20 protein-coding genes and 1 pseudogene (1 of these 21 only partly in view) are annotated in these 22,552 nt (G+C 65.7%); 12 read left to right on the forward strand and 9 right to left on the reverse strand.

All coding sequences use genetic code 11. The features are described 5' to 3' along the window. The 4 genes and pseudogenes from N0D28_RS07290 to N0D28_RS15660 all read right to left on the reverse strand — a co-directional run. Positions 1-67, reverse strand: partial view of a hypothetical protein gene (locus N0D28_RS07290; RefSeq protein ID WP_260561701.1) — the beginning only. 122 nt of this gene lie to the left of the window's left edge; the window shows 67 of its 189 coding nt (coding positions 1-67); its start codon is at positions 65-67; its stop codon lies off the left edge, out of view. Between the two features lie 38 nt (positions 68-105). Further along, entirely contained in the window at positions 106-2,910 is a 2,805-nt protein-coding gene (locus tag N0D28_RS07295; RefSeq protein WP_260561702.1) for an ATP-binding protein, read from the reverse strand. Between the two features lie 89 nt (positions 2,911-2,999). Beyond that, the gene (locus N0D28_RS07300; protein WP_260561703.1) at positions 3,000-4,490 is read right to left on the reverse strand and encodes an amidohydrolase; all 1,491 of its coding nucleotides are present in this window, start codon (positions 4,488-4,490) and stop codon (positions 3,000-3,002) included. A 164-nt stretch (positions 4,491-4,654) separates the two neighbouring features. After that, positions 4,655-4,894, reverse strand: a pseudogene (locus N0D28_RS15660) (GNAT family N-acetyltransferase); the annotation flags it as partial. A gap of 342 nt (positions 4,895-5,236) precedes the next feature. On the opposite strand from N0D28_RS15660, the gene tnpC reads away from it, so the two are divergent. After that, on the forward strand, positions 5,237-6,586 hold the full coding sequence (gene tnpC / locus N0D28_RS07310; protein ID WP_260561822.1) for an IS66 family transposase: 1,350 nt from the start codon (positions 5,237-5,239) through the stop codon (positions 6,584-6,586). Between the two features lie 22 nt (positions 6,587-6,608). Here tnpC and N0D28_RS07315 read toward each other — a convergent pair whose 3' ends face one another. The 3 genes from N0D28_RS07315 to N0D28_RS07325 form a co-directional block, all read right to left on the reverse strand. Then, on the reverse strand, positions 6,609-7,514 hold the full coding sequence (locus N0D28_RS07315; RefSeq protein ID WP_260561705.1) for a metallophosphoesterase: 906 nt from the start codon (positions 7,512-7,514) through the stop codon (positions 6,609-6,611). 70 nt (positions 7,515-7,584) lie between these two features. Then, the gene (locus N0D28_RS07320) at positions 7,585-8,490 is read right to left on the reverse strand and encodes a metallophosphoesterase (RefSeq protein ID WP_260561706.1); all 906 of its coding nucleotides are present in this window, start codon (positions 8,488-8,490) and stop codon (positions 7,585-7,587) included. 6 nt (positions 8,491-8,496) lie between these two features. Beyond that, entirely contained in the window at positions 8,497-9,129 is a 633-nt protein-coding gene (locus N0D28_RS07325) for a TetR/AcrR family transcriptional regulator (protein WP_260561707.1), read from the reverse strand. 135 nt (positions 9,130-9,264) lie between these two features. On the opposite strand from N0D28_RS07325, the gene N0D28_RS07330 reads away from it, so the two are divergent. The 5 genes from N0D28_RS07330 (at position 9,265) to N0D28_RS07350 (ending at position 15,512) form a co-directional block, all read left to right on the forward strand. Continuing rightward, positions 9,265-10,143: an HpcH/HpaI aldolase/citrate lyase family protein gene (locus tag N0D28_RS07330; protein ID WP_260561708.1), complete on the forward strand. Its 879-nt coding sequence runs from the start codon at positions 9,265-9,267 to the stop codon at positions 10,141-10,143. Continuing rightward, complete coding sequence (locus N0D28_RS07335; RefSeq protein WP_260561709.1) at positions 10,140-10,616, forward strand: MaoC family dehydratase; 477 nt, start codon at positions 10,140-10,142, stop codon at positions 10,614-10,616. Before N0D28_RS07330 ends, N0D28_RS07335 begins: the two co-directional genes overlap by 4 nt. Further along, entirely contained in the window at positions 10,613-12,268 is a 1,656-nt protein-coding gene (locus N0D28_RS07340; RefSeq protein WP_260561710.1) for an acyl-CoA carboxylase subunit beta, read from the forward strand. Before N0D28_RS07335 ends, N0D28_RS07340 begins: the two co-directional genes overlap by 4 nt. A 52-nt stretch (positions 12,269-12,320) precedes the next feature. Beyond that, the gene (locus N0D28_RS07345) at positions 12,321-14,243 is read left to right on the forward strand and encodes an acetate--CoA ligase (RefSeq protein ID WP_260561711.1); all 1,923 of its coding nucleotides are present in this window, start codon (positions 12,321-12,323) and stop codon (positions 14,241-14,243) included. 75 nt (positions 14,244-14,318) lie between these two features. After that, the gene (locus N0D28_RS07350) at positions 14,319-15,512 is read left to right on the forward strand and encodes an acyl-CoA dehydrogenase family protein (protein ID WP_260561712.1); all 1,194 of its coding nucleotides are present in this window, start codon (positions 14,319-14,321) and stop codon (positions 15,510-15,512) included. A 105-nt stretch (positions 15,513-15,617) separates the two neighbouring features. Here N0D28_RS07350 and N0D28_RS07355 read toward each other — a convergent pair whose 3' ends face one another. Beyond that, a complete protein-coding gene (locus N0D28_RS07355) occupies positions 15,618-16,226 on the reverse strand; it encodes a hypothetical protein (RefSeq protein ID WP_260561713.1) in 609 nt (202 codons plus the stop codon). 296 nt (positions 16,227-16,522) lie between these two features. Between N0D28_RS07355 and N0D28_RS07360 the strand changes: the two genes are divergently transcribed. From N0D28_RS07360 to N0D28_RS07380, 5 genes are all read left to right on the forward strand, one after another. Next, a complete protein-coding gene (locus N0D28_RS07360) occupies positions 16,523-17,386 on the forward strand; it encodes a GNAT family N-acetyltransferase (RefSeq protein WP_260561714.1) in 864 nt (287 codons plus the stop codon). Between the two features lie 80 nt (positions 17,387-17,466). Beyond that, positions 17,467-17,772, forward strand: a complete 306-nt coding sequence (locus tag N0D28_RS07365) for a hypothetical protein (RefSeq protein ID WP_260561715.1) — start codon at positions 17,467-17,469, stop codon at positions 17,770-17,772. 28 nt (positions 17,773-17,800) lie between these two features. Then, entirely contained in the window at positions 17,801-18,796 is a 996-nt protein-coding gene (locus N0D28_RS07370; RefSeq protein WP_260561716.1) for an RluA family pseudouridine synthase, read from the forward strand. A 130-nt stretch (positions 18,797-18,926) separates the two neighbouring features. Next, positions 18,927-19,547: a superoxide dismutase gene (locus N0D28_RS07375; RefSeq protein ID WP_260561717.1), complete on the forward strand. Its 621-nt coding sequence runs from the start codon at positions 18,927-18,929 to the stop codon at positions 19,545-19,547. Between the two features lie 146 nt (positions 19,548-19,693). Beyond that, on the forward strand, positions 19,694-20,191 hold the full coding sequence (locus N0D28_RS07380) for a hypothetical protein (RefSeq protein ID WP_260561718.1): 498 nt from the start codon (positions 19,694-19,696) through the stop codon (positions 20,189-20,191). Between the two features lie 66 nt (positions 20,192-20,257). Here the strand turns inward: N0D28_RS07380 and N0D28_RS07385 are convergent, their stop codons facing one another. Next, on the reverse strand, positions 20,258-20,755 hold the full coding sequence (locus N0D28_RS07385) for a DUF4142 domain-containing protein (protein ID WP_260561719.1): 498 nt from the start codon (positions 20,753-20,755) through the stop codon (positions 20,258-20,260). A 157-nt stretch (positions 20,756-20,912) separates the two neighbouring features. Here N0D28_RS07385 and N0D28_RS07390 point away from each other — a divergent pair, with 157 nt between their 5' ends. Continuing rightward, a complete protein-coding gene (locus tag N0D28_RS07390; protein WP_260561720.1) occupies positions 20,913-22,448 on the forward strand; it encodes a sensor domain-containing diguanylate cyclase in 1,536 nt (511 codons plus the stop codon). Positions 22,449-22,552: the final 104 nt, after the last annotated feature.

Genomic DNA, 22,552 nt, shown 5'->3' on the forward strand with positions numbered 1-22,552 from the left:
CCACCGGGCGCTGAATGTCCAGGGTGTAGCGCCGGGCTTCTTGCAACATCTGCTCTGGTTGCGGCATCCTTTCTGACCTCCCAGATGACCTTAAGACAGGGGGCGTCAAGTGGGCGTCAAGCCGCGCTCGTGCAGTTGCATAAGGAGGTGGGCCAGCGCCTCGCGCCCCTCGCTGTCGTGGCTGTGGGCGCTGAGTTGCTGGGCGTCGGCAGCCAGGCGCAGGGCTTTTTCGATATGGCCCTGCAACAACTCCCATTCGCCCAGAGCCGTCAGGCACAGCAAGCGCAGCGGTGGCGAGTCCAGCGTTCGGGATTCGTGTTCGGCCAGGGACAGGTGTTCGAGGGCAACTGTCCACTGGCCCAGGCGGGTTTCGAACTGACCCAGTTTCCATAAGGTCAGCACCCGGCCCCGTGTCAGGTGGCTGGGCGACAGGCTCAACAGAGCGGCCCGGTAATGCTGGGCGGCGGTCTGGAGATCGCCCTGCTGCCCGGCGCAGTGGCCCATCCAGTATAGGATGTTGGCGTGGCGGGGACTGGTGCTGAGCGGCGTGCCGGGCGCGGTCAGGGCCAGTGCTTGGCCCAGCCGGGTCAGGGCCTCGGCGTGATTGTCCTGACAGGCCAGCGCCGCTCCCGCTTCCAGCAGCAGTGCGGCCTGGCGATCGGGGCTGAGCACCGCCTGCACCGCTTCCAGTGTCATCAGGGCCACCTGCACCGCCCCGGCATAGTCGTCTTGCTCGGTGGAGTACGAGGCCAAGCGGATGGCTGCCTCGGCCTGGCGCTCCGGATCGCCGAGGGTGTCGGCCAGGGCGCGCAGACGCTCCAGTGCTTTCAGACGGGCGGCCTGATCGTCAACGTGGCGCAGCAGCTCGGCTTGTTCGGTCAGCAGTTCAAAAGCGTCAGCGTCGGCAGGGTCGCACGCCAGGGCACGCCGGAAGTAGTCGCTGGCCTTGGCGTAGGCGAACAGTCGCGCGGCGCGCTGGCCCGCTTCGCGCCATCTGGGCCAGGCTTCCCGGCGCTCAAGCGCGGCCTCCAGATGTTCGGCAATGCGGGCGGGCTGGGCACCCGTTCGCTCCAGCATGCGGGCCAGTGATCGGTGCAGCGTTTGCCGCCGCGCACCCACCACGCCCTCTGCGGTAGCGCGGCGGTACAGCTCATGGCCGAACGAGTACCTGCCGTCCACTGCTGTGATCAGTCTGGCGGCCTGCGCCTGCTCCAGCGCTTCCACCGTGTCCCACTCGCTGAGGCCGCTGACCTCGGCGATCTGGGCGGGGCTGAGCGCCTCGCTGCTGAGGGCTGCCGCTTGCAGGGCGCGGCGGCTGCCCTCACCCAGCCGTGAGAGTCGCTCGTGGATGGCGGCGTGGACGCTCGGCGGTGTGAGGATCTCGGCGTAGTCCACCGTGCTGTCGTCGTAGGGTGTCTGCCACAGTCCGGCGATCTGGCGCAGTTCGCCGCGCTCGCGCAGATCGCGCAGTGTTTCCAGAATAAACAGCGGGTTCCCGGCGGTGGCCCGGTGGAGGCGCTGCGAGAACAGCGGCGCGTCGTGGCCGACCATCTGCTGGGTGAGCTGGCGCAACTGCGGCTCGCTGAGTTCGGCGATCTGCACGCGGGTCAGCGGCTGGTCGCGGCCTAGAGCGTCGAGTATGACGTTCAGATCGGCTCTGGTCTGCAATTCTCCGGGCCGGGCAGTCATGATCACGCGCCCCGCTGCCGGGCCACCGGGGCCGTGGCGGATATGGTGCGCCACCACGGCCAGCGTGCCAGGATCGAGCCAGTGCAGATCCTCGACCACCAATGCGCCGCTGCCGAGTACTGTTCCCAGTACCTCGCCCAGCAGCCGGACAAATAGGGCACGGTCTTCCGGTAGGGGCGGCGTGCTCCCCGCGTCCTCGGCGGCCAACAGTCGCAGCATGGCGCTGCGGGCCAGACTGCCTGACGGTGGCCACTTTGCGCTGTGGGCACTGAGCGCCTCAGCCAGCGGTGCGTAGGGAATGCCGCTGAGATCGGCCAGCCCCCGCAACGTCAGGCCTGGCCTCGGCGCGGCGGCGGCGCACAGCCGGGTTTTGCCGATGCCCGCCTCGCCCAGAATCAGCGAGAGCCGGGCGTGCGAGAGGACGTAGAGGGCGTCCTCTCGGCCCGTGAGTGGGAGTGGTGCGGCGTTGGGCGAAATCTGGGCCAGCTCGGTGAGCCGCTGAATCGCCTGGCTGGGAGCCGTGCCCAGTTCGCGGCGGAGCAGGGCGCTAAAGGCGTTGGCCCGCTGCAAGGCGGCCTCGCGCTCGCCCAGCACCAGCTGCAGCCGGATGACGCCCTGCTGGTGCGCTTCGCTGAAGTCGTCGAGGGCGCAGCCCCGCTCATGCACGGCCAGCGCCGCCCGGTACTCACCCTGGCCTTCGAGTTCGGCGGCCCACCCACCCAGTGCCCGCAGACTTTCCTCGCGCCACTGCGCCGCCTGCTGCTCGCGCCACTCACTGAAGCCGTCTGCGGCGGGAGGGGTCAGGCCCACCAGAAATTCGCCGCCCACCCGCCCGGCGGCAGCCTCCCAGCGGCCAGCGGCCAGGTGGGCACGGAGCTGCAAGGCGTCCACCTCAGCTCCGCGCACCTCTACCCAGTCGCCCTCGACGCGCAGCCAACTGCCCGGTAGTTTGCTGCGCAGTCGGTAAAGTTCCTGGCGCAGGTTGCCGCGCGCGCCCTGCCCGGCTTTCTCGGTCCACAGCAGTTCGGTCAGCAGGTCGCGGTGCACCGGTCCCTCCAGGGCCAGATACACCAACAGGGCCAGGCTCTTGCCGCTCAGAGTGCACAGCTCACTTGCCACCCAGATGCGCGGCACGCCCAGCGTCTGGACTGTCAGTGTCGGGACGGGGACAGTGTCGTGGGTTGCTTGCCCGGTGGTGAGGGCAACTGGCCAGGTGGTCATACTCCAGCTTATGAAGTCTCAGCGCCGGGCGGCGTTGGATAATTCACACTCTCTTTAACTGGCTGCCATATCGCCGCTCGGCGCAGGCGTTATGGCAAGAGCGTCCGCGCATGACCACCCAGGCTGTCCCACAAGGTAAAAGCCGCCCGTGCGCCCGCCCGCACGATGCCTTCGTCGTCCCAGCCAGCGGCGATGGCGGGGCCGCGCGTGAAAGCCCACAGCGTTTCTTCCAGGCTCAGCGCTTCATCCGGGGCAAGGCGAGTGCCGTCGTCTCCCACACGGGTCGTGGCGGCCGCGAAGCTGGCCCGCACGTCTGGCGGGGCCACCGGGGCGTCGGAGCCGAAAACCAGTAGCGCGCCTGCTGCCTTGAGCGATTTGAAAGCGTAACTGGTCTGCGCGTGCTGCGGCAGCAGGTTTGAAATCATGGCCGCGTCGCCCTGCAAATGAATCGGCTGGACACTGGCGGTGAGGCCGCCGAAGCGCGGGATGTCGGCGGGCCGCAGGTGCTGGGCGTGCTCGATCCTGAGCCTCACACCGCGCTGCCGCGCCAGATCGCGCAAATCGTCGTAGGCGTCCAGCACCTCGGTATTGGCCCGGTCCCCGATGGCGTGCGTGACCGGCACCAGACCGAGGGCCAGCGCCTGACGGCCCCGCTCACGGATCAGCTCAGGCGAGTCGAGGGCGATGCCAGTGCCGCTGCCGTCGGCGAAGCCCGGCGCGTGCAGCCAGGCGGTGCGGCTCCCCAGCGCCCCGTCGGCGAAGAACTTGACCCCACCGAACTGAAACAGGTCGCTGTTCTGCCTGATCAGCTCGGGTGCTTCCGGTAAGCGTTCGTGCGGCAGGCAGGCCCAGATCCGCAGCGGCAGCTCACCCCTGGCGGCCAGGCTTTGCAGCGCTCTGGGGGCCTGTGGTCCCTCGTAGCCCATGGTGTGCGCGCTGACGTAGCCGCGTCCGGCCAGATCGTCGGCCCCGGCCCTGGCCGCCGCCAGTGTCTGGGCCTCGCCCGGCTCCGGCACGGCGCGGGCCACGAGTTCGGTGGCGCTTTCCAGCAGGCTGCCGAGTGGACGCACGATCTGGCCGCCCGCTGGGTCGGGCGTGGCGGCACCCACCCCGGCCAGCCGCAGCGCCAGGCTGTTGGCCCAGGCCAGGTGCAGGTCGCGTGAGTACAGCAGCACCGGGTGGTGCTGGCTCACGGCATCGAGCATCTCGGCGGTGGGGTAGTCGCTGAGGCCCAGTTCGGACATCAAAAAGCCCCCGCCGCGAATCCAGGTGCCGGGAGGCGTGTTGGCGGCGCGCTGGGCGACCCGTGCGGCGACCTCGGCCACGCTGCGGGCACCGTGCAGACCAAGCTGCGAGAGCGAGAAGCCGTAGGCGACCAGGTGGATGTGGGCGTCACACAGCCCCGGTGTCAGCAGCAGGTCACGGTGATCGAGGACCTCGGCGCGTGGAGCCAGCGCCTGCAGGTCCGCGCGGAGACCGACGGCCTGCACCCGCCCGGCCTCCACCAGTACCGCCTCGGCAGCGGGCTGGGCGTCGTCTTGTGTCAGGATGTGGGCCAGGATCAGGGTCTGGAAAGCCATACCGTAGAGGCTAGCGCAGTGGATCAGGCGAGAGGAGAGAGCTTGAGCTGCCACTCGGTCGTCTCAGCCCAGGGCGCAAAGCCCAGCGCCGCATTGCCGAGCATGGCGGCGTTCTCGTTGGCGTTGCCGGTGCGAACCCAACTCGCGCCGGGACACGCCGAGGCGACCTGGCGCGTCAATGCGGCCTTGAGCCACTTGCCCAGTCCCTGCCCGCGCGCCGAAGGGCGAACGGCGGTTGCGCCCTGATGCAGCGCGGCGGCCCGCAGCGGTGACCAGTACATCTCGCTGTAGCCGACCAGCTCGCCGCTGCGGGTGTCTTCCACCGCCGCCGTCCAACAGACCTCGCCCTGGGCGCTGAGCTGTTCTTCCCAGGCGGCCCCAGGCCAGCGCTGTCTCCCTCCCATACGGCAAACTGCTCCACCTTCTCGCCCGGTGTGACAAACCCCAGACTCAGCGCTTCCTGTTCGGGGATGAGTGGGGGGTCTTCTGGATAAACGAACGCGAAGCACTCGGATATCAGTTGAGCGACGGCGAGGCGCTTGGCGGGTGTGACGGCGTCAGGGTCGAACAGTCTGGCAGCGGGCGCAGCGGTGATTATCCCTTCAGGGCTCATGCCTTCAGTCTGGGCTGGTCAGCAGCGCATCTGCTGTCTGGCTGTAACTACTCAGCGAGGTAGCTCAGTCTCCTTGCTACAGTTGGACATCTGCGAAGTTCCCTGTCCCAACTGTGAGCGCCTTGAGGCCCGGATTCGTGAACTCGAAGCGCAGGTGGCTCAGTTGCTCGGACGGCTCCGGGACCTCGAGGCCCGGTTGGCACAGGACAGCACGACGTCCAGTCAACCACCGAGCAAAGACAAGCCGTGGGTACCCAAGAGTGAGCGCCAGAAGACCGGCCGGTCTTCTGGCGCTCAACGTGGTCATGTCGGTAAGACCCTCAAGATGGCGGAGCACGTGGATGAGGTCGTCTCCTTACCGTTGACCGGATATTGCGCCTGTGGACACGCGTGGGAGAGCGTCAGTGCCCAAGGGCACGTAGCACGGCAGGTCATGGACCTGCCAGAGCTGCGTTTGCAGGTGACCGAGTACCGCGCGGACGTCAAGGTCTGCCCAGGGTGTCGGCACCGCCAGCACGCATCCTTCCCTGACGACGTTCCCGGCCGGGTTCAGTACGGGTCTCGGGTTCATGGGCTGGCGGTCTCCCTGAATGCGGCACACTTCATACCGCTGGAACGCACCACGGAGATCCTCGAAGCGTTGTGTGGAGCGCATCCCAGTGAAGGCACCATTGTCCTGAACCTCCAATTGGCTGCTGACCGCCTCATCGACTTCGAGACACAGCTCAAAGCCGCGCTGCTCAATCAACCCGTCCTGCACGCCGATGAGACCGGCAGCAAGGTCAACGGCAAGCTGCAGTGGATGCATGTCGTGAGCTGCGCGCAGCTCACCCTGGATGGCCAGCATTCCCAGCGGGGCTTCGCCGCGCTGGAAGCCATGAATGTCCTGCCGCAGTTCAAGGGCATCCTGATGCACGACGCCTGGAGCACGTCTTTCAAGCTCTCCGCGAAACACGCACTCTGCGGGGCACACCTGCTGCGCGAACTGCGTGGCCTCGCCGAGCATCACGCTCAAGTATGGGCGGGAGAGCTGCGAGACGCGCTGCGCCTGGTGTACCACCAGCAGAAGGATGGGACGATCACTCCCGACCTCGTGATCGCCTTCGAACAGCAGTTCGATGCCCTGCTGGACGCTGGACTGAAGGCCAATCCTCCAGCACCTCCGGTCCCTGGGAGACGAGGCCGAACGAAACAGACACCAGGCCGCAACCTGGCCCTGAGGTGCCAGCAGCACCGCGAGGCGGTGCTGCGCTTCCTCCACGACGAAGGTGTGCCTTTTGACAACAATCAGGCCGAACGGGACATCAGGCCGTGGTGCGTTAAACGCAAGGTCTCTGGGGGCTTCCGATCCAAGGAGGGCGGCCAGCACTTCGCCCGTATCCGGAGTGACATCTCGACGCTCCACAAGCAGGGATTGAACGTCTGGCATGGCCTCGTCAGCGTGTTTCGCAGTGAAATCATTATGCCTAGTTTTTGCTGCTGAGTAGTTACGTCTGGCTTAAGCTTTACGGCGCGGGCGGGGCGGTCTGCTGCGCTTTGGCGGCCTTGTCACCGGCACTTTCCGGCTCCAGATCGAAAACAACCAGTTCCGCCGGGCAGTTGAAGCGGATCGGCAGGCCGGTGACGCCCAGGCCGTGCGTCACAAACCCCCGGATCAGGCGCGACTCGGCAGGCTCGATGGTCGGCTCGGCGGCGCTGGGGGGTTCGGGCTGCGTTTCCACCCAGCCTTCCAGAAAGCGGGTGCCATACAAACTGGCCTGCTTGACCGGCCCCAGGAACGGTAGCCGCACCTGGCCGCCGTGGGTGTGGCCGCAGAGGGTCAGGCCCACGCCCTCCGGTACATTCGGCAGAAAGTCGGGGTTGTGCGAGAGCATCAAGGTGGCTCCGCCGGTCTTATCCTGAAGGGTGCATTTCAGGTCCTGGCTGCCGAACCACCAGTCGTCGATGCCGCACAGATAGAGGTCGTCGCGCAGTTGCACGCCCGCGTTGTTGATGACCCGGATGCCCGCCTCGCCGAGTTGCCGCGCAAAGCGGGCGCGCACCGGTTGGGTGTTGAGGCTGGTCCAGTCGTGGTTGCCGAAGACGCCGAAGACGCCCAGCGGGGCTTTCAGCTTCGACAGTTCACGGATCAGCGTGCCCGTAGGCCGGTACGAGACGCTGCTGTCGAGGAAGTCGCCGGTGATGACAATCAGATCGGCCTGCTGCTCCATCGCCGAGGCCACCCAGCGCCGCACCGAGCCGCGCCCGATCCAGTTGCCGTAGTGCAAATCCGAGAGTTGCACCACCCGCAGGGGCCGGGTCAGGCCGTTCAGCGCGAACTTCTGATTCAGCACCCGATAGCGGTAGGCGTTGATGTAGGAAAACCCGAGGGTGCCCCCCACCAGGGAAAGCAGCGAACGAACGGCGAGCATAGGCACCCAGGGTAGCGTCTGGCGGCTGGGTGAAGTGGGAGAGGGGTCAATGGGCGTCAGGCCAGGCGACTCAGCCTGCCGGATGAAGGTCGAGCATCACGATTTCGCTGGGGCAGAGATTGCGTAAAGGAATGGTGGTCAGGCCCAGGCCCCGGCTGACGAAGCCGCGTGGGGCCAACTCAGGCTTAGACCCGGGGCTTTGCGCCGCGCCGCCCTCGATCCAGCCCTGCGCAAAGCGCTGGCCATACCGACTTGGCACTACCAGGGCACCCACCAGCGGCAAGCGCACCTGGCCGCCGTGGGTGTGGCCGCTGAGCATCAAATCGAACAGGGGCGGAGCGTCGGCCAGAACATCGGGGTTGTGGCTCATCACCATTCTGGCTGCCCCGGTCAGAGCGCCCCGCACGGCGGCGGGCACATCGGGAACCCCGCCCCACACATCGTCCACACCGCCCAGAAACAAGTCGGGCCGCAGCATCGCGCCCTCGTTGCACAAAATCCGGATGCGGCGCTGGGCCAGCTCTGCCGTCAGAGCGTCTCGCTGCCGGGGCCAGGTGTTCGGCTCAGAGAGCAGGCCAAACGAACTGTAATCGTGATTGCCCCAGACCCCCCAGACGCCCAGCGGTGCACTCAAGCGCCCCAGCTCGTCCAGGAAGGCGTGGGGCAGCTGAGCGCTCAGGTCCACGTCCACGAAGTCGCCCAGCAGCAAGATCACGTCGGCGCGGGCGCTCAGCGCTTTGTCGATCCAGCCGCGCACCTGACCGAGGCCGATCAGTGGGCCGTAGTGCAGATCGGCCAGCAGCAGCACCCGCACGGGCCGGGTCAGGCCACGTAACCCGGCGCGGTGGGTGTTGAGTTGTGCGGGCGCATATGCCTGGGCCAGTCCTGCCCCGCCTGCCAGGATGCCGAATCCTGCTGTGCCCAGTGCGGCGCGCTTGAAGGTGAGATCGAGAAATTGGCGGCGGGTCAGCGGCATCGCCGTTCAGGGTAAAGGATCAGGGTGAGAAGGCGCGCCTGAGGCCCAGTGGGGAGACAGGACGCCCCCCAGCACCGTCCCCGCCACCCCCTCGGCAAACTGGCGCGGCGAGAGCGGCCCGCCCGGCTTGTACCAGCGGTACGTCCAGTTGACGGCCCCCAGCAGGATATTCACCGTCATCTGGGCCGAAACCGGCGAGGCCAGTGCGCCCTCAACGAGTCCGCGCTGCACCACGCCGAGCAAAATCTGTTCGTAGTGCCCCCTCTCCTGGCGCATCGGGCTGCTGACAGCAGGAGGCAATTCCAGTTCTTCTTCATAAAAGACCCGTAGCAGGCGCTGGTGGGTAGTGGTGTAGATGACCCGCTGCACCAGAACCTCGCGCAGTGTCTCGGCGGCGCTGAGGCCGAGGTCGATCACTGCCTGCATGATGGCGGTGTTTTCAGCGATCACTTCGGTGTAAAGGAGGGTCAGGAGTTCTTCCTTGCTCTGGACATAGTGGTAGAGAGTGGCCTTGCTGAGGCCCAGTGCGGCGGCCAGTTCGCGCATGGACGCGGCGCGGTAGCCCTGCGTGCTGAACAGTTCGGCGGCGGCAGCGTAGATCTCGCGGCGGCGGGCCTCCACCTTTTGCTGCACCTTCACACTCTCTGATCGTCTTTCCCGCACGCTCATCACCTGCCCCTAGCGCCCACTCGCTGCGCCGTGTTAGGCTCAGGCTACCAAAAATCCGACCGGGCGGTTGAATATTCATAGCCCGTTCATCGTTGAGGAGTTGTCATGAGTTCGCCCCCCCGTCTACGCTTCAGAAGTGCCCTGTTTGCTCCCGGTAACCAGCTCGGGGTCCTGCAAAAATTGCCACGCAGCCGCCCCGATCTGGCGATTCTGGACCTGGAAGACGCTGTGCCGGACAATCCGGACGCCAAGCAGCAGGCCAGAAACGTGGCGATGGAAGCCCAGACCTGGCTCTCGGTCCATCATCCCGAGCAGGCGGTGTATCTGCGCCTCAACGCCGTTCACTCACCTTACTTCGTAGGCGACCTGGCCGCCCTGACGCCGACGCTGGTCGGAGTCGTGCTGCCCAAACTGGAACGCGTCGCCGAGCTTGAAGAAGCGGTGGCGCAGTTTAAGGCCCGGGGCCTGAAGCACTTGCAGATTATGGCCGGACTGGAAACGGTGGCTGGAGTGGAGAACGCTGCCGAACTGCTGCAAGGCCCAGGCAAAGGTGCAGTCACCTCGGTCTATTTCGGCGCTGAGGATTACGTGGCCGATCTGGGCGGCGTGCGGACGGAGGCGGGCCTGGAAGTGCTGTATCCGCGCTCGCGGGTGGCAATGCTTGCCCGGCTGGCGGGGGTAGCAGCCTTCGACATCGTGGTCACCAAGTTGCGCGACGACGACGCCTTCTTTCAGGACGCCCAACTGGGCCGCTCGCTCGGCTACGGCGGCAAGCTGTGCATTCATCCAGCTCAGGTGGCGCTGGCGCATGAAGTGTTCAGCCCCTCGCCGGAGGAGATTAAGCGGGCCTGGGCGCTGCTGGCCGCTTATGAGGAAGGGCAGCAGGAGGGGCGCGGCGTGATTGCCTTCGAGGGCCAGATGGTGGATGCGCCGATGCTCGTTCGGGCCAGAGCGGTCTTGGCGAGCGCGGAAGTGGAGGCGTGATCCGTCCGCCCGGCAAGTACTTTGAAGAACTGCCCGTCGGCGCGGTGGTTCAGCATTACGTCACCCGCACCATTACCGAGGCTGACAATGTGCTGTTCACCACCCTGACTATGAACCCCCAGCCGCTCCACCTGGACGCCGAGTACGCCGCCCAGACCGAGTTCGGGGAGCGCCTGGTCAACTCCATGCTGACACTGAGTTTGCTCGTCGGCCTGAGCGTCTACGAGCTGACACTGGGCACGCTGGTCGCCAATCTGGGCTTTTCCGAGATCAGTTTTCCCAAACCTGTCAAGCACGGCGACACCATTCACGCTGAGAGTGAAGTGGTAACTCGGCGGGAATCGAAGTCGCGCCCGGAGGCTGGAATCGTCACCTTCGAGCACCGCGCCTTCAATCAGCGCGGCGAACTGGTGGCGCAGTGTCGGCGTAGCGCCCTAATGCAAAAACAACCTGCAAATAAGGAATCCTCATGACCCAGACCACCAGCCTCTGGCAAGACGCCCTGACCCGCTTTGATGCTGACGCCGCCCAGGTTCGGCTCGGCGGCGGCCCCAAGGCCCAGCAGCGCCAGCACGACAAAAACCGCCTGACCGCCCGCGAGCGCATCAGCCGTCTCATCGATGAAGGCACCCCATTTGACGAGCTGATGACGTTTGCCGGGTGGGAAATGTACACCGACGTCGGTGGCTGCCCTAGCGGCGGCACGGTGACGGGTATAGGCATGGTGCATGGGCGGCCCTGGATGATGATCGCCAACGACGCCACCGTCAAGGCGGGCGCGTTCTTTCCGATCACCGCCAAGAAAGTCATTCGGGCGCAAACCATTGCCTTCGAAAATCATTTGCCGGTGATGTACCTCGTCGACTCGGCGGGTGTGTATCTGCCGATGCAGGATGAAATTTTCCCCGACCAGGACGACTTCGGGCGGGTCTTTTACCTGAATGCCCGGATGAGTGCCGCCGGAATTCCGCAGCTCGCCGCCATCATGGGCAACTGCGTGGCGGGCGGGGCGTATCTGCCGGTGATGTGCGACACGCTGATCATGACCGAGGGGAGCGGGTTGTACCTGGCTGGACCGGCGCTGGTGAAGGCCGCCATCGGGCAGACGGTGGACTCGGAAGACCTCGGCGGCGCGGCCATGCACGCCCAGATTGCCGGAACGGTGGATTACCGCGAACCCGACGACGACGCGGCCATCAAGCGCCTGCGCTCGCTGGCCGACCTCTACGCCGAGGTCAACGTGGCGGGCTGGGCCAGGCGGCGCAGGGAAGCCCTGCCCCCGACTCAGAAAGACCTGACCGATCTGGTGGCCTTCGACTCCGGCAAGCCCTACGACGTGCGCGACCTCATTGCGGCCATCAGCGACGTGACCGACACGGGTGAGAGTAGCTTTCAGGAGTTCAAAGCCGAGTACGGTGAGACACTGGTGTGCGGCTTCGCGCGGCTGGGTGGTTATCCGGTGGCGTATGTCGCCAACCAGCGCACCGTCATCAAGAAGAAGCTCAAGGCGGGCGGCGAACCGGGTCTGCGGACCCGCATTGAGGTCGGCGGCGTCATTTACGGCGACAGCGCCGACAAGGCCGCCCGCTTCATTCTGGACGCCAACCAGGCCGGAACGCCCCTCATTTTCTTATCCGACGTGACCGGCTTCATGGTGGGCCGCGACTCGGAGCAGGAAGGCATCATCCGGCGCGGGGCCAAGCTGGTCAACGCCGTGAGCAACTCGGTGGTGCCCAAACTCACCCTGATTACCGGCGGAAGTTTCGGGGCTGGTAACTATGCCATGAACGGCAAGGCCTTTGGCCCGCGCTTCATCTTTGCCTGGCCCAGCGCCAAATACGCCGTGATGAGCGGCAACGCGGCGGCCAAGACTTTGCTCGATATTCAGCTGGCCGCCCTCAAACGTAGCGGCCACGAACCCGACGATGAGGAGCTTTTGCGGCTCTACAACGAGGTCAAGGGCAAGTACGACACCGAACTCGACCCGCGCTACGCCGCTTCCCGATTGTGGGTCGACGAGATCATCAAGCCCGGCGACACCCGCCAGCGCCTGATTCGTGCCCTGGAAGTCTGCGCGGGGCAGGCCAAGACGGAGGAATTCAAGGTGGGGGTGTTTCAGGTGTGAAGGGGTCAGTGAGCGTTAGCGATTGCCCTTCGTTTCCCACACAAGGAGCCACATGACCACTGATCCCTCTCTCCTTACCCAGCCCCTGATTCCGCCCAGTGACGCCCTCAAGCGCCAGGCTCCTGTGACGCCTCAGGAAGCTGAGCGCCTCAAGGCCCTGCCACCCACCGAATACTGGGCTGAGGTGGCCTCCGAACTCGACTGGGACGAGCGCTGGACCAACATTCTGGACGGCGAGCTGGGCGACTTCCGCTACTTCGTGGGCGCGAAGGGCAATGTCAGCGTCAACTGTCTGGACCGTCACGCCGAGAAAACGCCGAATAAGGTGGCCCTGCACTACGAGCGCGAGGACGGCTTGACCGAAACCTGGACCTATCAGCGCCTCACCACCGAGACGGCCCGCTTTGCCGCCGTGCTGCAAGACATGGGCGTGCAGAAGGGTGACCGGGTGTCGCTGCTGCTCTCCAACATTCCCGAAGCGTTCATCGCCATTCATGCCTGCTACCGCATCGGCGCGATCTACTCGGTGATCTTCGCGGGTTTCTCGGCGGCGGCGGTGCATGACCGCCTGGAAGACGCCCAGCCCAGAGTGGTCATCGTCGCGGACGGCACCTTGCGGCGCGGCAAAGTGGTCGCCCTCAAGCCTGTGCTGGACGAAGCGCGGCGCGGCATCGACAGCATCAAACACGTGGTCGTCATCAACCGGCTGAACTTAGAGACCGATAGGCAGCCGGATGAACACGATTGGGCCACCCTGATGACCCGTACCCGCCGCCTAGCTGCCCCGGTGATGCTGGAGGCCAACGACCCCGGCTTCATCATCTACACCTCCGGCACGACCAGCAAACCCAAGGGGCTGGTGCATTCGGGCCTCGGCTTTCTGGTCGGCACCTACGCCAACGTCAAATGGTCGCTCAACCTGCGCCCCGAGGACAGTTACTGGTGTACGGCGGATGTGGGCTGGCTGGTGGTGCCGATCTTCTCGCTGGTGGGCGGGATGGCCAACGGCGTCACGCAGGTGCTCTACGAGGGCAGCATCGACACGCCCACGCCCAGCCGCCCGTATGAGCTGGTCGAGAAGTACGGTGTCAACAAGATCTTCACCGCGCCCACCGCCCTGCGGATGCTGCGCCGCGCCGGGCAGACTGCGCTTGACGGCCACGATCTCAATAAGGTGGAACTCATCTCGCTGGTGGGCGAGCCGCTCGACCCCGAAACCTGGCACTGGACGGCGGAGACCTTCGGGGCCTTCGTCAACAACACCTACGGTCAGACCGAGACCGGCACCGCCTGGTCGTCGGCCATTGTCGGCGCGACCGCCACCAAAGCCGGGTCGTGCGGCGAGGCACTGCCCGGTTACCGCGCCGAGGTCGTCGACGAAAACGGCCAGCCGGTGAAGGCCGGTCAACTCGGCTTTCTGACGCTGACTGAGCCGTTTCCCTGTCTGGCGAGAGGCGTCTGGGGCAGTCCGCAGCGCTACCATGAAACCTATTTCAGCGAGTTTCCGGGCCGCTACGCCAGCGCCGACGCCGCCATGTTTGACGAGGACGGGCAACTCTGGGTCACGGGCCGGGTGGACGATGTGATGAACGTGTCGGGCCACCGCATCGGCACGATGGAGCTGGAAGCCGCCCTGATCACCCACCCGGCGGTCAGCGAGGCGGCGGTTGTCGCCCAGTCCGACGAGTTGCGCGGCGCGGTGCCGGTGGCCTTCGTGGTGCCCAGGAGTGGAGCAGGCGAGGGCGCGAATCTCAGTGCCGAGCTGGCCGAGGCCATCGTGATGGGTGTGGGCAAATACGCCCGCCCCGCCGCCGTCTACGTGGTGCCGACCTTGCCCCGCACCCGCAGCGGCAAGATCATGCGCCGCCTCTTGCGTGACCTGCTGGAACACGGCGAAGTGCGCGGCGACATGAGCAGCCTGGAGAACCCCGACGCGCTGGAGGTGGTGCTTGGGTATATCCAGAGTTCCAGTTAGGCAACCCTCCCCTTCAAAGAGAGAGCCAGAAACGAAGCCCGCTTTTCCCATACCCCACAGCTCAAGGAGAACCAAATGACCACCCTTCCCTACGACCTGACCGACGACCAGCGCACCATTCTCAGCGCCCTCACCAGCTTCCTGAAAAAGGAAGTCGCTCCCGGTGCCGCCGAGCGCGACCAGACCAGCGAATTTCCCATGCAGATCGTCAAAACGTTGGGTGAAATGGGCATCATGGGTGCCCAGACGCCGGAGCAGTATGGCGGCTCGGGCCTGGATACCGCCACCTTTGCCCTGATCATCGAGGAAATCGCCGCTTACGACGGCTCGCTGTGCCTGACCGTTGCCTCGCACAACTCGCTGTGCCAGGGTCACATCCTGATCGGCGGCACTGAGGCGCAAAAGCAGAAATTCCTGCCCGACCTCGCCGTCGCCGGGAAGCTGGGAGCCTGGGGCCTGACCGAACCTGGCAGCGGCTCCGACAGTGCCGGACTCGCCACCCGCGCCGCCGAGCAGGAAGATGGCAGTTGGATCCTCAACGGCTCCAAGAACTTCATCACCCAGGGCAGCGTGGCCGGAACCTACGTCATCCTGGCCCGCACCGACGCGCCGCGCCCCGGCAAGGGCAAGAACGACGGCATCAGCGCCTTCGTCTTCAACCGTGACGAGGTGGAGGGCTTCAGCGTGGGCCGCAAGGAAGACAAATTGGGACTTAGGAGCAGTGACACGGCCCAGCTGATCTTCGAGAACATTCACCTGAGCGCCGATGCCCTGCTGGGCACCCGTGGTCAGGCCTTCAAGGACGTCATGAAGGTGCTCGACGGCGGGCGCATCGGCATCGGCTCGATGGGGCTGGGGCTGGGCCGCGCCGCGCTGGAGTTTGCCACCAGGTACGGCATGGAGCGTGAGCAGTTCGGCAAGCCGGTGGCCCTCAATCAAGCGCTCAGCTTCCGGCTGGCCGACATCGACACCGAGCTGGAAGCCGCCCGCTTACTCATTCGCAAGGCCGCCGACCTCAAAGACGCCGGGCGTGACTTCACGGTGGCGGCGGCGCGGGCCAAGCTGTTTGCCACCGAGAAGGGGCTGGCCGCCTGCGACAGCGCCATTCAGATGCTGGGCGGCTACGGCTACATCAAGGAGTACCCGGTCGAGCGCTTTTGGCGCGACAACCGTCTGACCACCATCGGCGAGGGCACCAGCGAGGTGCAGCGCATGATCATCAGCCGGGCACTGACGGCCCGCTTTGCCAAGGAGACGGCGCTGGCCTGAAGGGCTGACTTGAAGGGCTGACTTGAAGGGCTGACTTGAGCCGGGCCTGATCGACCTCAGCTCCCTTCCCGCCTTGCTGGGTGAGGGGGCTTTTGTCAGCGTACTCTATGCGCCGCGCTTCCACTTGCCCTTGCTCTTATGGCCGGTGCGGTTGGCCACTGCCGAGAGCCGGTGCTTGATGGTTTCGTCGTCGTAGCGCAACATCACCGCCAGCCGGGCGCGGCTGATGATGTGGTGTGGGTGCTTGGGTACGAAGGCCGTGACCACGTCCAGAAAGTCCACCGGTCCGGCGGGTGTCCGGATCACCGACAGTTCCACCACCGTGTGCAGCGGTAGCACCACATTGCACGCCTCAAAAAATCCCGCCACCAGCCAGCGTTTCTCCTCGGGATAGACGGCCCGCACCCGCCCAGAGAGCAGCACCTGGATGATGTCGTGCTCCAGAAAACCCTCGGCACGGGCGTGGCCTACCGCGTGAGGACAGAGCTGATAGTGGGTCTCGTACACCGCCTCGCGCAGCCGGGCGTGGGCGCGGGACAGCAGGAAGGCGTCGGTGCTGACCCCCTGCAACTCCGCCTCGCGCTGGGGACTCAGGGGCCGCAGGGTCAGGTTGCTCGGCTTGGGGGCCGGTGCGGGGGCGCGCCGCGCGGCCTTCTCGGCGCGGGCAAGCTGGGCGCGCAGGGCCAGCAGATCAGTCGGCTCTCTCAAGGTCATCTTCCTCCCCAGCGTGGTACAGGCAGCAGTGCTGAACAGCTCTCCGGCGCGGCCAGCCCACGGCCACCCTCCCAAAACGAAAAAATCCCCCAAACGCGCGTCATGGCGTCCGTGGGAAAGTGCAGTCCGTACCCTGTTCAGGGCATGAGGCGAGTGTAACACGCCGCCGCTCTCCGAATCGGTAACGCGGGGCAGCTTCGCCGGGCGGCCCACACGCCTAGACTGAACAGGTCCGGCCATGCAACTGCACCCCCGCAATCGCCGTTTGCCCAGTCTGGTTCAGGGAGGAAGACTTCATGATTCGCACCTCGCAGTCGAGTGACGCCCCCGAGATCATCAGTTTGCTGTCGTGGATGGACGGCGCGCCCGAGCGTGAGGTCTTCGCCCCCGACGCCCGGACGCCCGACGAACTGGCCTTCGAGAACGCCGGGAAGACCTGCCTGGTGGCCGCCGACGACCTCGGCAGCGTGACGGCCTTTGCCGCGCTCTCGCCGTTTCAGGACGGTCTGCTCCTCGAAGGCCCGCTCTCGGAGTCGCCTGAAACCCTGCCCCGCTTGCTGGGCGCGGCCCTGGCGCACAACGACAGCCAGAGCGTCTACGCCTTCGCCGCCCGCGACAACCTTCCAGTGCGCTCAGCGCTGGAAAGTTCCGGTTTTCTACCGATGCATTCCACCGATTTCTACCGCCTGGCGCGGGGAAAGTTGCACCCGGTGCCCGCGCTGCCGGAGGGTCTGGGCCTCAGCGGGCGCACTGATCCCCAGACCTACCGCTCCCTCTACCGCGCCGCGCAGGACACCTGGAGCGAGCGGCTGCACTGGAGCGAGGCGCAACTCCTGGCCCACCTGCACTCGCCCGACGTGCTGCTGAGCGTGCTGATGCGCGGCGGCAAGGCGGTGGGCTTTGCCGAAACCGAACTCGACGGCGAACTGGCCCGCATGACTTACCTGGCGGTCCACCCGGCGGAGCGCGGCCAGGGCTACGGCAAGGTCTTGCTGATGCACGCGTCTCAGGCGGCCTTCGAGCGCCCCGAGATCAGCGCGGTGCAGGTGCGTGCCCACGACCATGAGGGACCGGCCAGGGTGCTGTACGCCCACGCCGGGTTCCTGCATTGCCGCAGCGTCGTCACTTACGTGCTGGAGCCGGACGGCGAGGAAGCCTGAACAAGAGGCGGGGGCTGCCACGCGTCTCGCAGTCTGCCCTCACAGTCTGATTGGGGCGGCTGCGCTAGCGTTTTGGCAGCATGGCCAAGCCCAAACCGCCCGTAGTGCCCGAAGTCGCCGTCTCGTTTCGTGAGTTGCCCGGCACCTCGGTGGGCTTCTGGGTGGTGCCGGTGTGCCCGTTTTGCGGCGCGCAGCATTTTCATCCGGCTGGCGCGGGCAAAACCGACCCGATGGAGAAACTCGGCGAGGCCCTGGCCCGCTGCGGCCAGGGCAGATACGTGATCGGGCTGCCGCCGAGGCCCAAGCGCAAGAAGGAACGCCGCGCCGAGAACAAGCGGGCGCGCAAAGAGGGTGGCGGCAGTGCCTGGGACGACTGGGACGAGTGAGCCGGGTCTCAAGCTCTAGACTGATGGGATGACCTCTGAAGCTGCACTCATTTTTACCGCCCCCGCCGGACGCCTTGACGCGGCGCTGAGCGACCTCTCGGGCGTCTCTCGCTCACAGGTGGCGCAACTCATCGAGGCCGGGCAGGTCACGGTCAACGGACAGGCCGTGCTGAAGACCAGTTTCAAGCTGCGCGGCGGCGAACAACTGGGCCTGGTCATGCCCCCGCCGACCAGTTCATATGTCGAGCCGGAGGACGTGCCGCTGGACGTGCTCTACGAGGACGAATTCCTGATCGCCCTCAACAAGCCGCCCGGCATGATCACCCACCCAGCCCCCGGCGTCACGTCCGGCACGCTGGTCAACGCCCTGCTGGGCCGTATGAAGCTGCCGGAGCAGGCCGAGTTCGACGCGGAGGGTGGCTACCGCCCCGGCATCGTCCACCGGCTCGACAAGGACACCAGCGGCGTGATCGTGGTCGCCAAGACGGTGGCGGCGCATGCCCGGCTCTCGGAGAGCTTCAAGGACCGCGAAACCCGCAAGGTGTACCTGGCGCTGGTGGCCGGGCAGTGGAAGGCCGAGCAGCGCGTCAGCGTTGACGCCCCCATCGGGCGGCATCCGGTGCAGCGCCAGCGCATGACGGTGGGCGGCGCACATCCCCGCGAGGCCCAGACCGTGTTCGTGCCGCTGGCGCACCATCCGGACGGGCACGGGCGGGTGCTGGCCATGCTGCGCTGCGAGCCGCGCACCGGGCGCACCCACCAGCTCCGGGTGCATCTCCAGCACCTCGGCAGCCCGATTCTGGGTGACAAGGTGTACGGACGGGAGAGTGAAGTCATCGGGCGGCAGGCCCTGCATGCCTGGCAACTGACTTTGCCGCACCCGGTCACGGGCGAGGCGCTGCACCTGTTGGCCCCGCCGCCGGACGATCTGCTGAGCGCCTGGGTGGCGCTGGGCGGCGAGTTGCCGCCGGAAGTGCTGGGCAGCGCTGCTGAGTTGGCGGAAACAGTGACCAGGCCAGTGTGAGGGTGCCCAGGGCAGCGTCTAAAGAAGCGCTGAAGACCGCCACCCCCGGCTCCGGCGTTAAAATCAAGACTACGTTCCGCGTCCCGACCTCCGCCCACCCTGGCGGCGCGAGCACCAAAGGAGTTTCCTCATGACCTATACCGTTCCCCCACTGCCCTACGCCTACGACGCCCTGGAGCCTTACATCGACACCCGCACCATGGAGATTCACCACGACAAGCACCACCAGGCCTATGTGGACAACGCCAATAAGGCGCTCGAAGGCAGTGACATGGCGAACCTGCCCGTTGAGGAACTGATCACCAAGCTCGATCAGGTGCCCGCCGACAAGAAGAATGCCCTGCGCAACAACGCGGGCGGCCACGCCAACCACAGCCTGTTCTGGACGGTGCTGGGTGCGAACGGTGGTCAGCCGAGCGGCGAACTCGCCTCTGCCATTGACGGGGCGTTCGGCTCGTTCGACGCTTTCAAGGAAAAGCTGGAGGACGCGGGCAAGACCCGCTTCGGCTCTGGCTGGGCCTGGCTGGTCGTGCAGAACGGCAAGCTGGCCGTCGTCAGCACGGCCAATCAGGACAGCCCGCTGATGGGCGAGGCCATTGCGGGCGTGTCCGGCACCCCGATTCTGGGTGTGGACGTGTGGGAACATGCCTACTACCTCAACTACCAGAACAAGCGCCCCGATTACCTCAAGGCGTTCTGGAACGTGGTCAACTGGGACGAAGTGGCCCGCCGCTACGCTGCCGCCAAATAACTTTCTTCTAATCCATCAAAACGCGTCTTCGGGCGCGTTTTTCCGTATCTACTTTCTATGGCTCCCGCCAATGGGGGGCGTCGGCGAAGATGAAGTTTCTTACATCCAGCGACTTCTCAGAAGAGTGAAATGTTGGTGAGGTGGACATGAAGAAAAAGATGATGCTGATGGCGGCACTGTGCGGTGTGCTGGGCACTTCGGCGCTCGCGGCGGGCGAGAACGACAACCTGGAAGGTGTCAAACTGTGTATTGACGACAGCTCGTTCACGGCAAAAATTGGCGGTTTGGAAAACACTTCCGGCAAGCTGGCCCAGAGCCTGTACGATTATTTCGTGGATCAGGCGGCGGTCCAGAAAATCGCCATTGACGAACTCGGGGCCAAGACCTGCGCCGATTACTCGGTGTCGCTCGACTTCGGCGCGACCACCGGCACGCCGCGCGCCTGGTACGGTTCGGTCAACCTCTACGACAGCACATCCTACTTCTCGCCCAAGGCCAGCGACGTCTACAAGCAGCCGGTCAGCGTCTGGTCGAGCGAATACTACGGCGTGCTGGCCAGCAACGACGGCCTGGCCGACTTCCTACTGACCCAGGGCAAGGGCATCATCGACGAGTTTCTGAAGGCCTACCAGAGCGTCAACTGAACTTAGCGTCAGCAAAGGGCCGGGCGTCAGCGGTCTGCTTTGACGCCCGGCCCTGTTGAGCGGTTCTTACATCTGCGGCAGGGTTTTGGCCTCGTCGTGGTGCATCTTGATGGTGGGCAGCCCGTTCATGGCCACCGCTTTGAGGGTGGCGTTGGCACGGCGCGACCCGGTGTACTTGGTAAACAGTTTCACGGCCTGGGCGTGGCTGGAAAGCATCTCGGCCTTGTAGACCCTGTCGAAGTGCTTGCCTGCGGTCTTGAGTTTGTTCAGCATCCGCTGCTGGGCCTTCGAGACGCCGCTGGGCAGCATCATGCCGGGGTCCACTTTGGCCAGCGCCGCCTTGACCTCCGCGCCGAGCTTGGTGTGGTCAGTGATCATCTGCCTGGCGAAAGTCTGGTCCGCCGGGGTCTTGGACATGCTGAGCGCCATCTGAGAAGCGTCAAGTTCAAAAGTATTGCTCATGGCGGCTTTGGTCAGAAAGGTGGTATCGGTTTTCGAGAGCATGGACGCGGCGGAAGCGGAAGCGGCAGATAGAAGTACGGCCAGAACAAAACTTTTTTTCATGCGCGCATTCTGGTTCCCGGTGTCTAAGAACGAGGTGAAATGCGGTCTGGATGCTGGCCTTGTGGCTTGTAGCACACCGCTCTCACGGCCCGGACCACCGTCATCAAAGAGCGACTTTGTCATAGCCGGAACAGACGGGGAAGGTTAGCATCCGGGTATGCAGGCGGCTCCCCTTCCAGACACTGAATACGCCCGGCTGATGGCGCTGGCCCGCTACAGCGTTCTCGATACTGGCCCGGAGGAGAGCTTCGAGCGAATTACCCGGCTGGTGTCCGAGGTGCTCAAGGTGCCGGTGGCGCTGATCAATTTCGTGGACCAGTTCCGGCAGTGGGGCAAGTCCTGCGTGGGCATGGACAGCAGCGAGGCAGGGCGGGATATCTCATTTTGTGCCTGGGCTATCCTGGATAACGAGGTACTGGTGGTTGAAAACGCCCATGCCGATCCCCGTTTTGCAGACAATCCGATGGTTCTGGGTGAGCCGCACATCCATCTGTACGCCGGTGCGCCGCTGATGACGCCGGACGGCCACGCCATCGGCACCCTGTGTGTGGTTGACGAGCAGCCCCACCCCTTCGGTGCCCGCGAGGTCCGGCTGCTCGAAGGCTTCGCGGCAGTGGTCATGGAGGCTCTGGAGCTGCGGGTCCGGCAACTCGAGTTGACCCGTCAGGTGGCGGCCAGCACCGCACAGATGGATGATCTGCGTCGCACCGCCGCCCACGCCGAGACGCTCGGGGCCATCACTGCGCTGTTCGACGCCAACTTCGAGCCGGAGGAAGCCACCCTTGCGAGCGCCGAGCTGCTCAGTCAGGCCGTCAATGTGGACTGGGCGGGTCTGCTGCTGTGTGGAAACGAGACGATGCGGCTCCTGAGTGCCTGGCCAGCCGGTGGGGTGAGTGACTTTCCGGTGCCGACCAATCTGGACGACCACCGGCACGGTCTGATCGGTGCCCTCGCCGGCCAGCAGCAGGCCTGGTTCGTGGACGACTACGCCGCCCATCCCCAGGCGCTCCCCGAGTACGTGGCGGCGGGCGTCAAGGCGGTGGCAGCATTGCCGCTGGGGAAGTACAGTGACAATCAGTACGGCGACGGGAAATACGTGCTGGCGGTGGTGCGCAACAGGCCACAGTTCTGGCGCGGCAGCGACCGGGCGCTGTTTGAGGCGGCGGCCCGCAGCATCCGGGGATCACTGGAGCGCCGGGCCCACCTGCGGGAAGTGGAGGAAGCGGCGGGCCAGGACGTCCTGACCGGGCTGGGCAACCGCCGGGCCTTCGACCAGGCCATTCGCACGCTGGAGCGACTGGCCGAACCCTACGGCCTGCTGATGGCCGATCTGGACGGCCTTAAAGCGGTCAACGACCAGCAGGGCCACACTGCCGGTGACCGCTTGCTCGCACAATTTGCCGCCGCACTCCAGGCCCAGTTCCTGCCGCAGGCCGAGGTCTACCGCTTTGGCGGCGACGAGTTCGCCGTGCTGTGGCCCGGGCCGCTGGCAGAAGACGAGGCGCTGGGCCGCGTGCGCAGGGCTGTGCAGCATCTGCGGACCGACGGGTTTCCCAACGCCGGGGCGAGTGCGGGTGTGGCCTATCACCCCAGGAACAACGGGCAGCAAACTGCCGCCGATCTGCTCCGGCTGGCCGACGAGCGGATGTACGAGGCCAAGCGCCGCCAGAAGGTCGGTTCCGGTCGCCGCTGAGCGCCGAATTTGGCTGAAGGCGGCCCAGACCTAGGAGGCTGGTCGACACCGCTCTCAACCGTGACCCCGCTCCCACGCTACGCCCACAGCAGAACGTTAGACTG

This window comes from Deinococcus rubellus, assembly GCF_025244745.1.
GTDB lineage: Bacteria > Deinococcota > Deinococci > Deinococcales > Deinococcaceae > Deinococcus > Deinococcus rubellus.

What these genes read in the sequence shown, in the direction of transcription:
- N0D28_RS07355 (WP_260561713.1), bottom strand. Translation starts at nt 16,226, where the DNA reads ATGACCTTGAGAGAGCCGACTGATCTGCTGGCCCTGCGCGCCCAGCTT.
- N0D28_RS07340 (WP_260561710.1), top strand. Translation starts at nt 10,613, where the DNA reads ATGACCCAGACCACCAGCCTCTGGCAAGACGCCCTGACCCGCTTTGAT.
- N0D28_RS07375 (WP_260561717.1), top strand. Translation starts at nt 18,927, where the DNA reads ATGACCTATACCGTTCCCCCACTGCCCTACGCCTACGACGCCCTGGAG.
- N0D28_RS07315 (WP_260561705.1), bottom strand. Translation starts at nt 7,514, where the DNA reads ATGCTCGCCGTTCGTTCGCTGCTTTCCCTGGTGGGGGGCACCCTCGGG.
- N0D28_RS07380 (WP_260561718.1), top strand. Translation starts at nt 19,694, where the DNA reads ATGAAGAAAAAGATGATGCTGATGGCGGCACTGTGCGGTGTGCTGGGC.
- N0D28_RS07385 (WP_260561719.1), bottom strand. Translation starts at nt 20,755, where the DNA reads ATGAAAAAAAGTTTTGTTCTGGCCGTACTTCTATCTGCCGCTTCCGCT.
- N0D28_RS07330 (WP_260561708.1), top strand. Translation starts at nt 9,265, where the DNA reads ATGAGTTCGCCCCCCCGTCTACGCTTCAGAAGTGCCCTGTTTGCTCCC.
- N0D28_RS07300 (WP_260561703.1), bottom strand. Translation starts at nt 4,490, where the DNA reads ATGGCTTTCCAGACCCTGATCCTGGCCCACATCCTGACACAAGACGAC.
- N0D28_RS07365 (WP_260561715.1), top strand. Translation starts at nt 17,467, where the DNA reads ATGGCCAAGCCCAAACCGCCCGTAGTGCCCGAAGTCGCCGTCTCGTTT.
- N0D28_RS07345 (WP_260561711.1), top strand. Translation starts at nt 12,321, where the DNA reads ATGACCACTGATCCCTCTCTCCTTACCCAGCCCCTGATTCCGCCCAGT.
- N0D28_RS07370 (WP_260561716.1), top strand. Translation starts at nt 17,801, where the DNA reads ATGACCTCTGAAGCTGCACTCATTTTTACCGCCCCCGCCGGACGCCTT.
- N0D28_RS07295 (WP_260561702.1), bottom strand. Translation starts at nt 2,910, where the DNA reads ATGACCACCTGGCCAGTTGCCCTCACCACCGGGCAAGCAACCCACGAC.
- N0D28_RS07320 (WP_260561706.1), bottom strand. Translation starts at nt 8,490, where the DNA reads ATGCCGCTGACCCGCCGCCAATTTCTCGATCTCACCTTCAAGCGCGCC.
- N0D28_RS07390 (WP_260561720.1), top strand. Translation starts at nt 20,913, where the DNA reads ATGCAGGCGGCTCCCCTTCCAGACACTGAATACGCCCGGCTGATGGCG.
- N0D28_RS07360 (WP_260561714.1), top strand. Translation starts at nt 16,523, where the DNA reads ATGATTCGCACCTCGCAGTCGAGTGACGCCCCCGAGATCATCAGTTTG.
- N0D28_RS07350 (WP_260561712.1), top strand. Translation starts at nt 14,319, where the DNA reads ATGACCACCCTTCCCTACGACCTGACCGACGACCAGCGCACCATTCTC.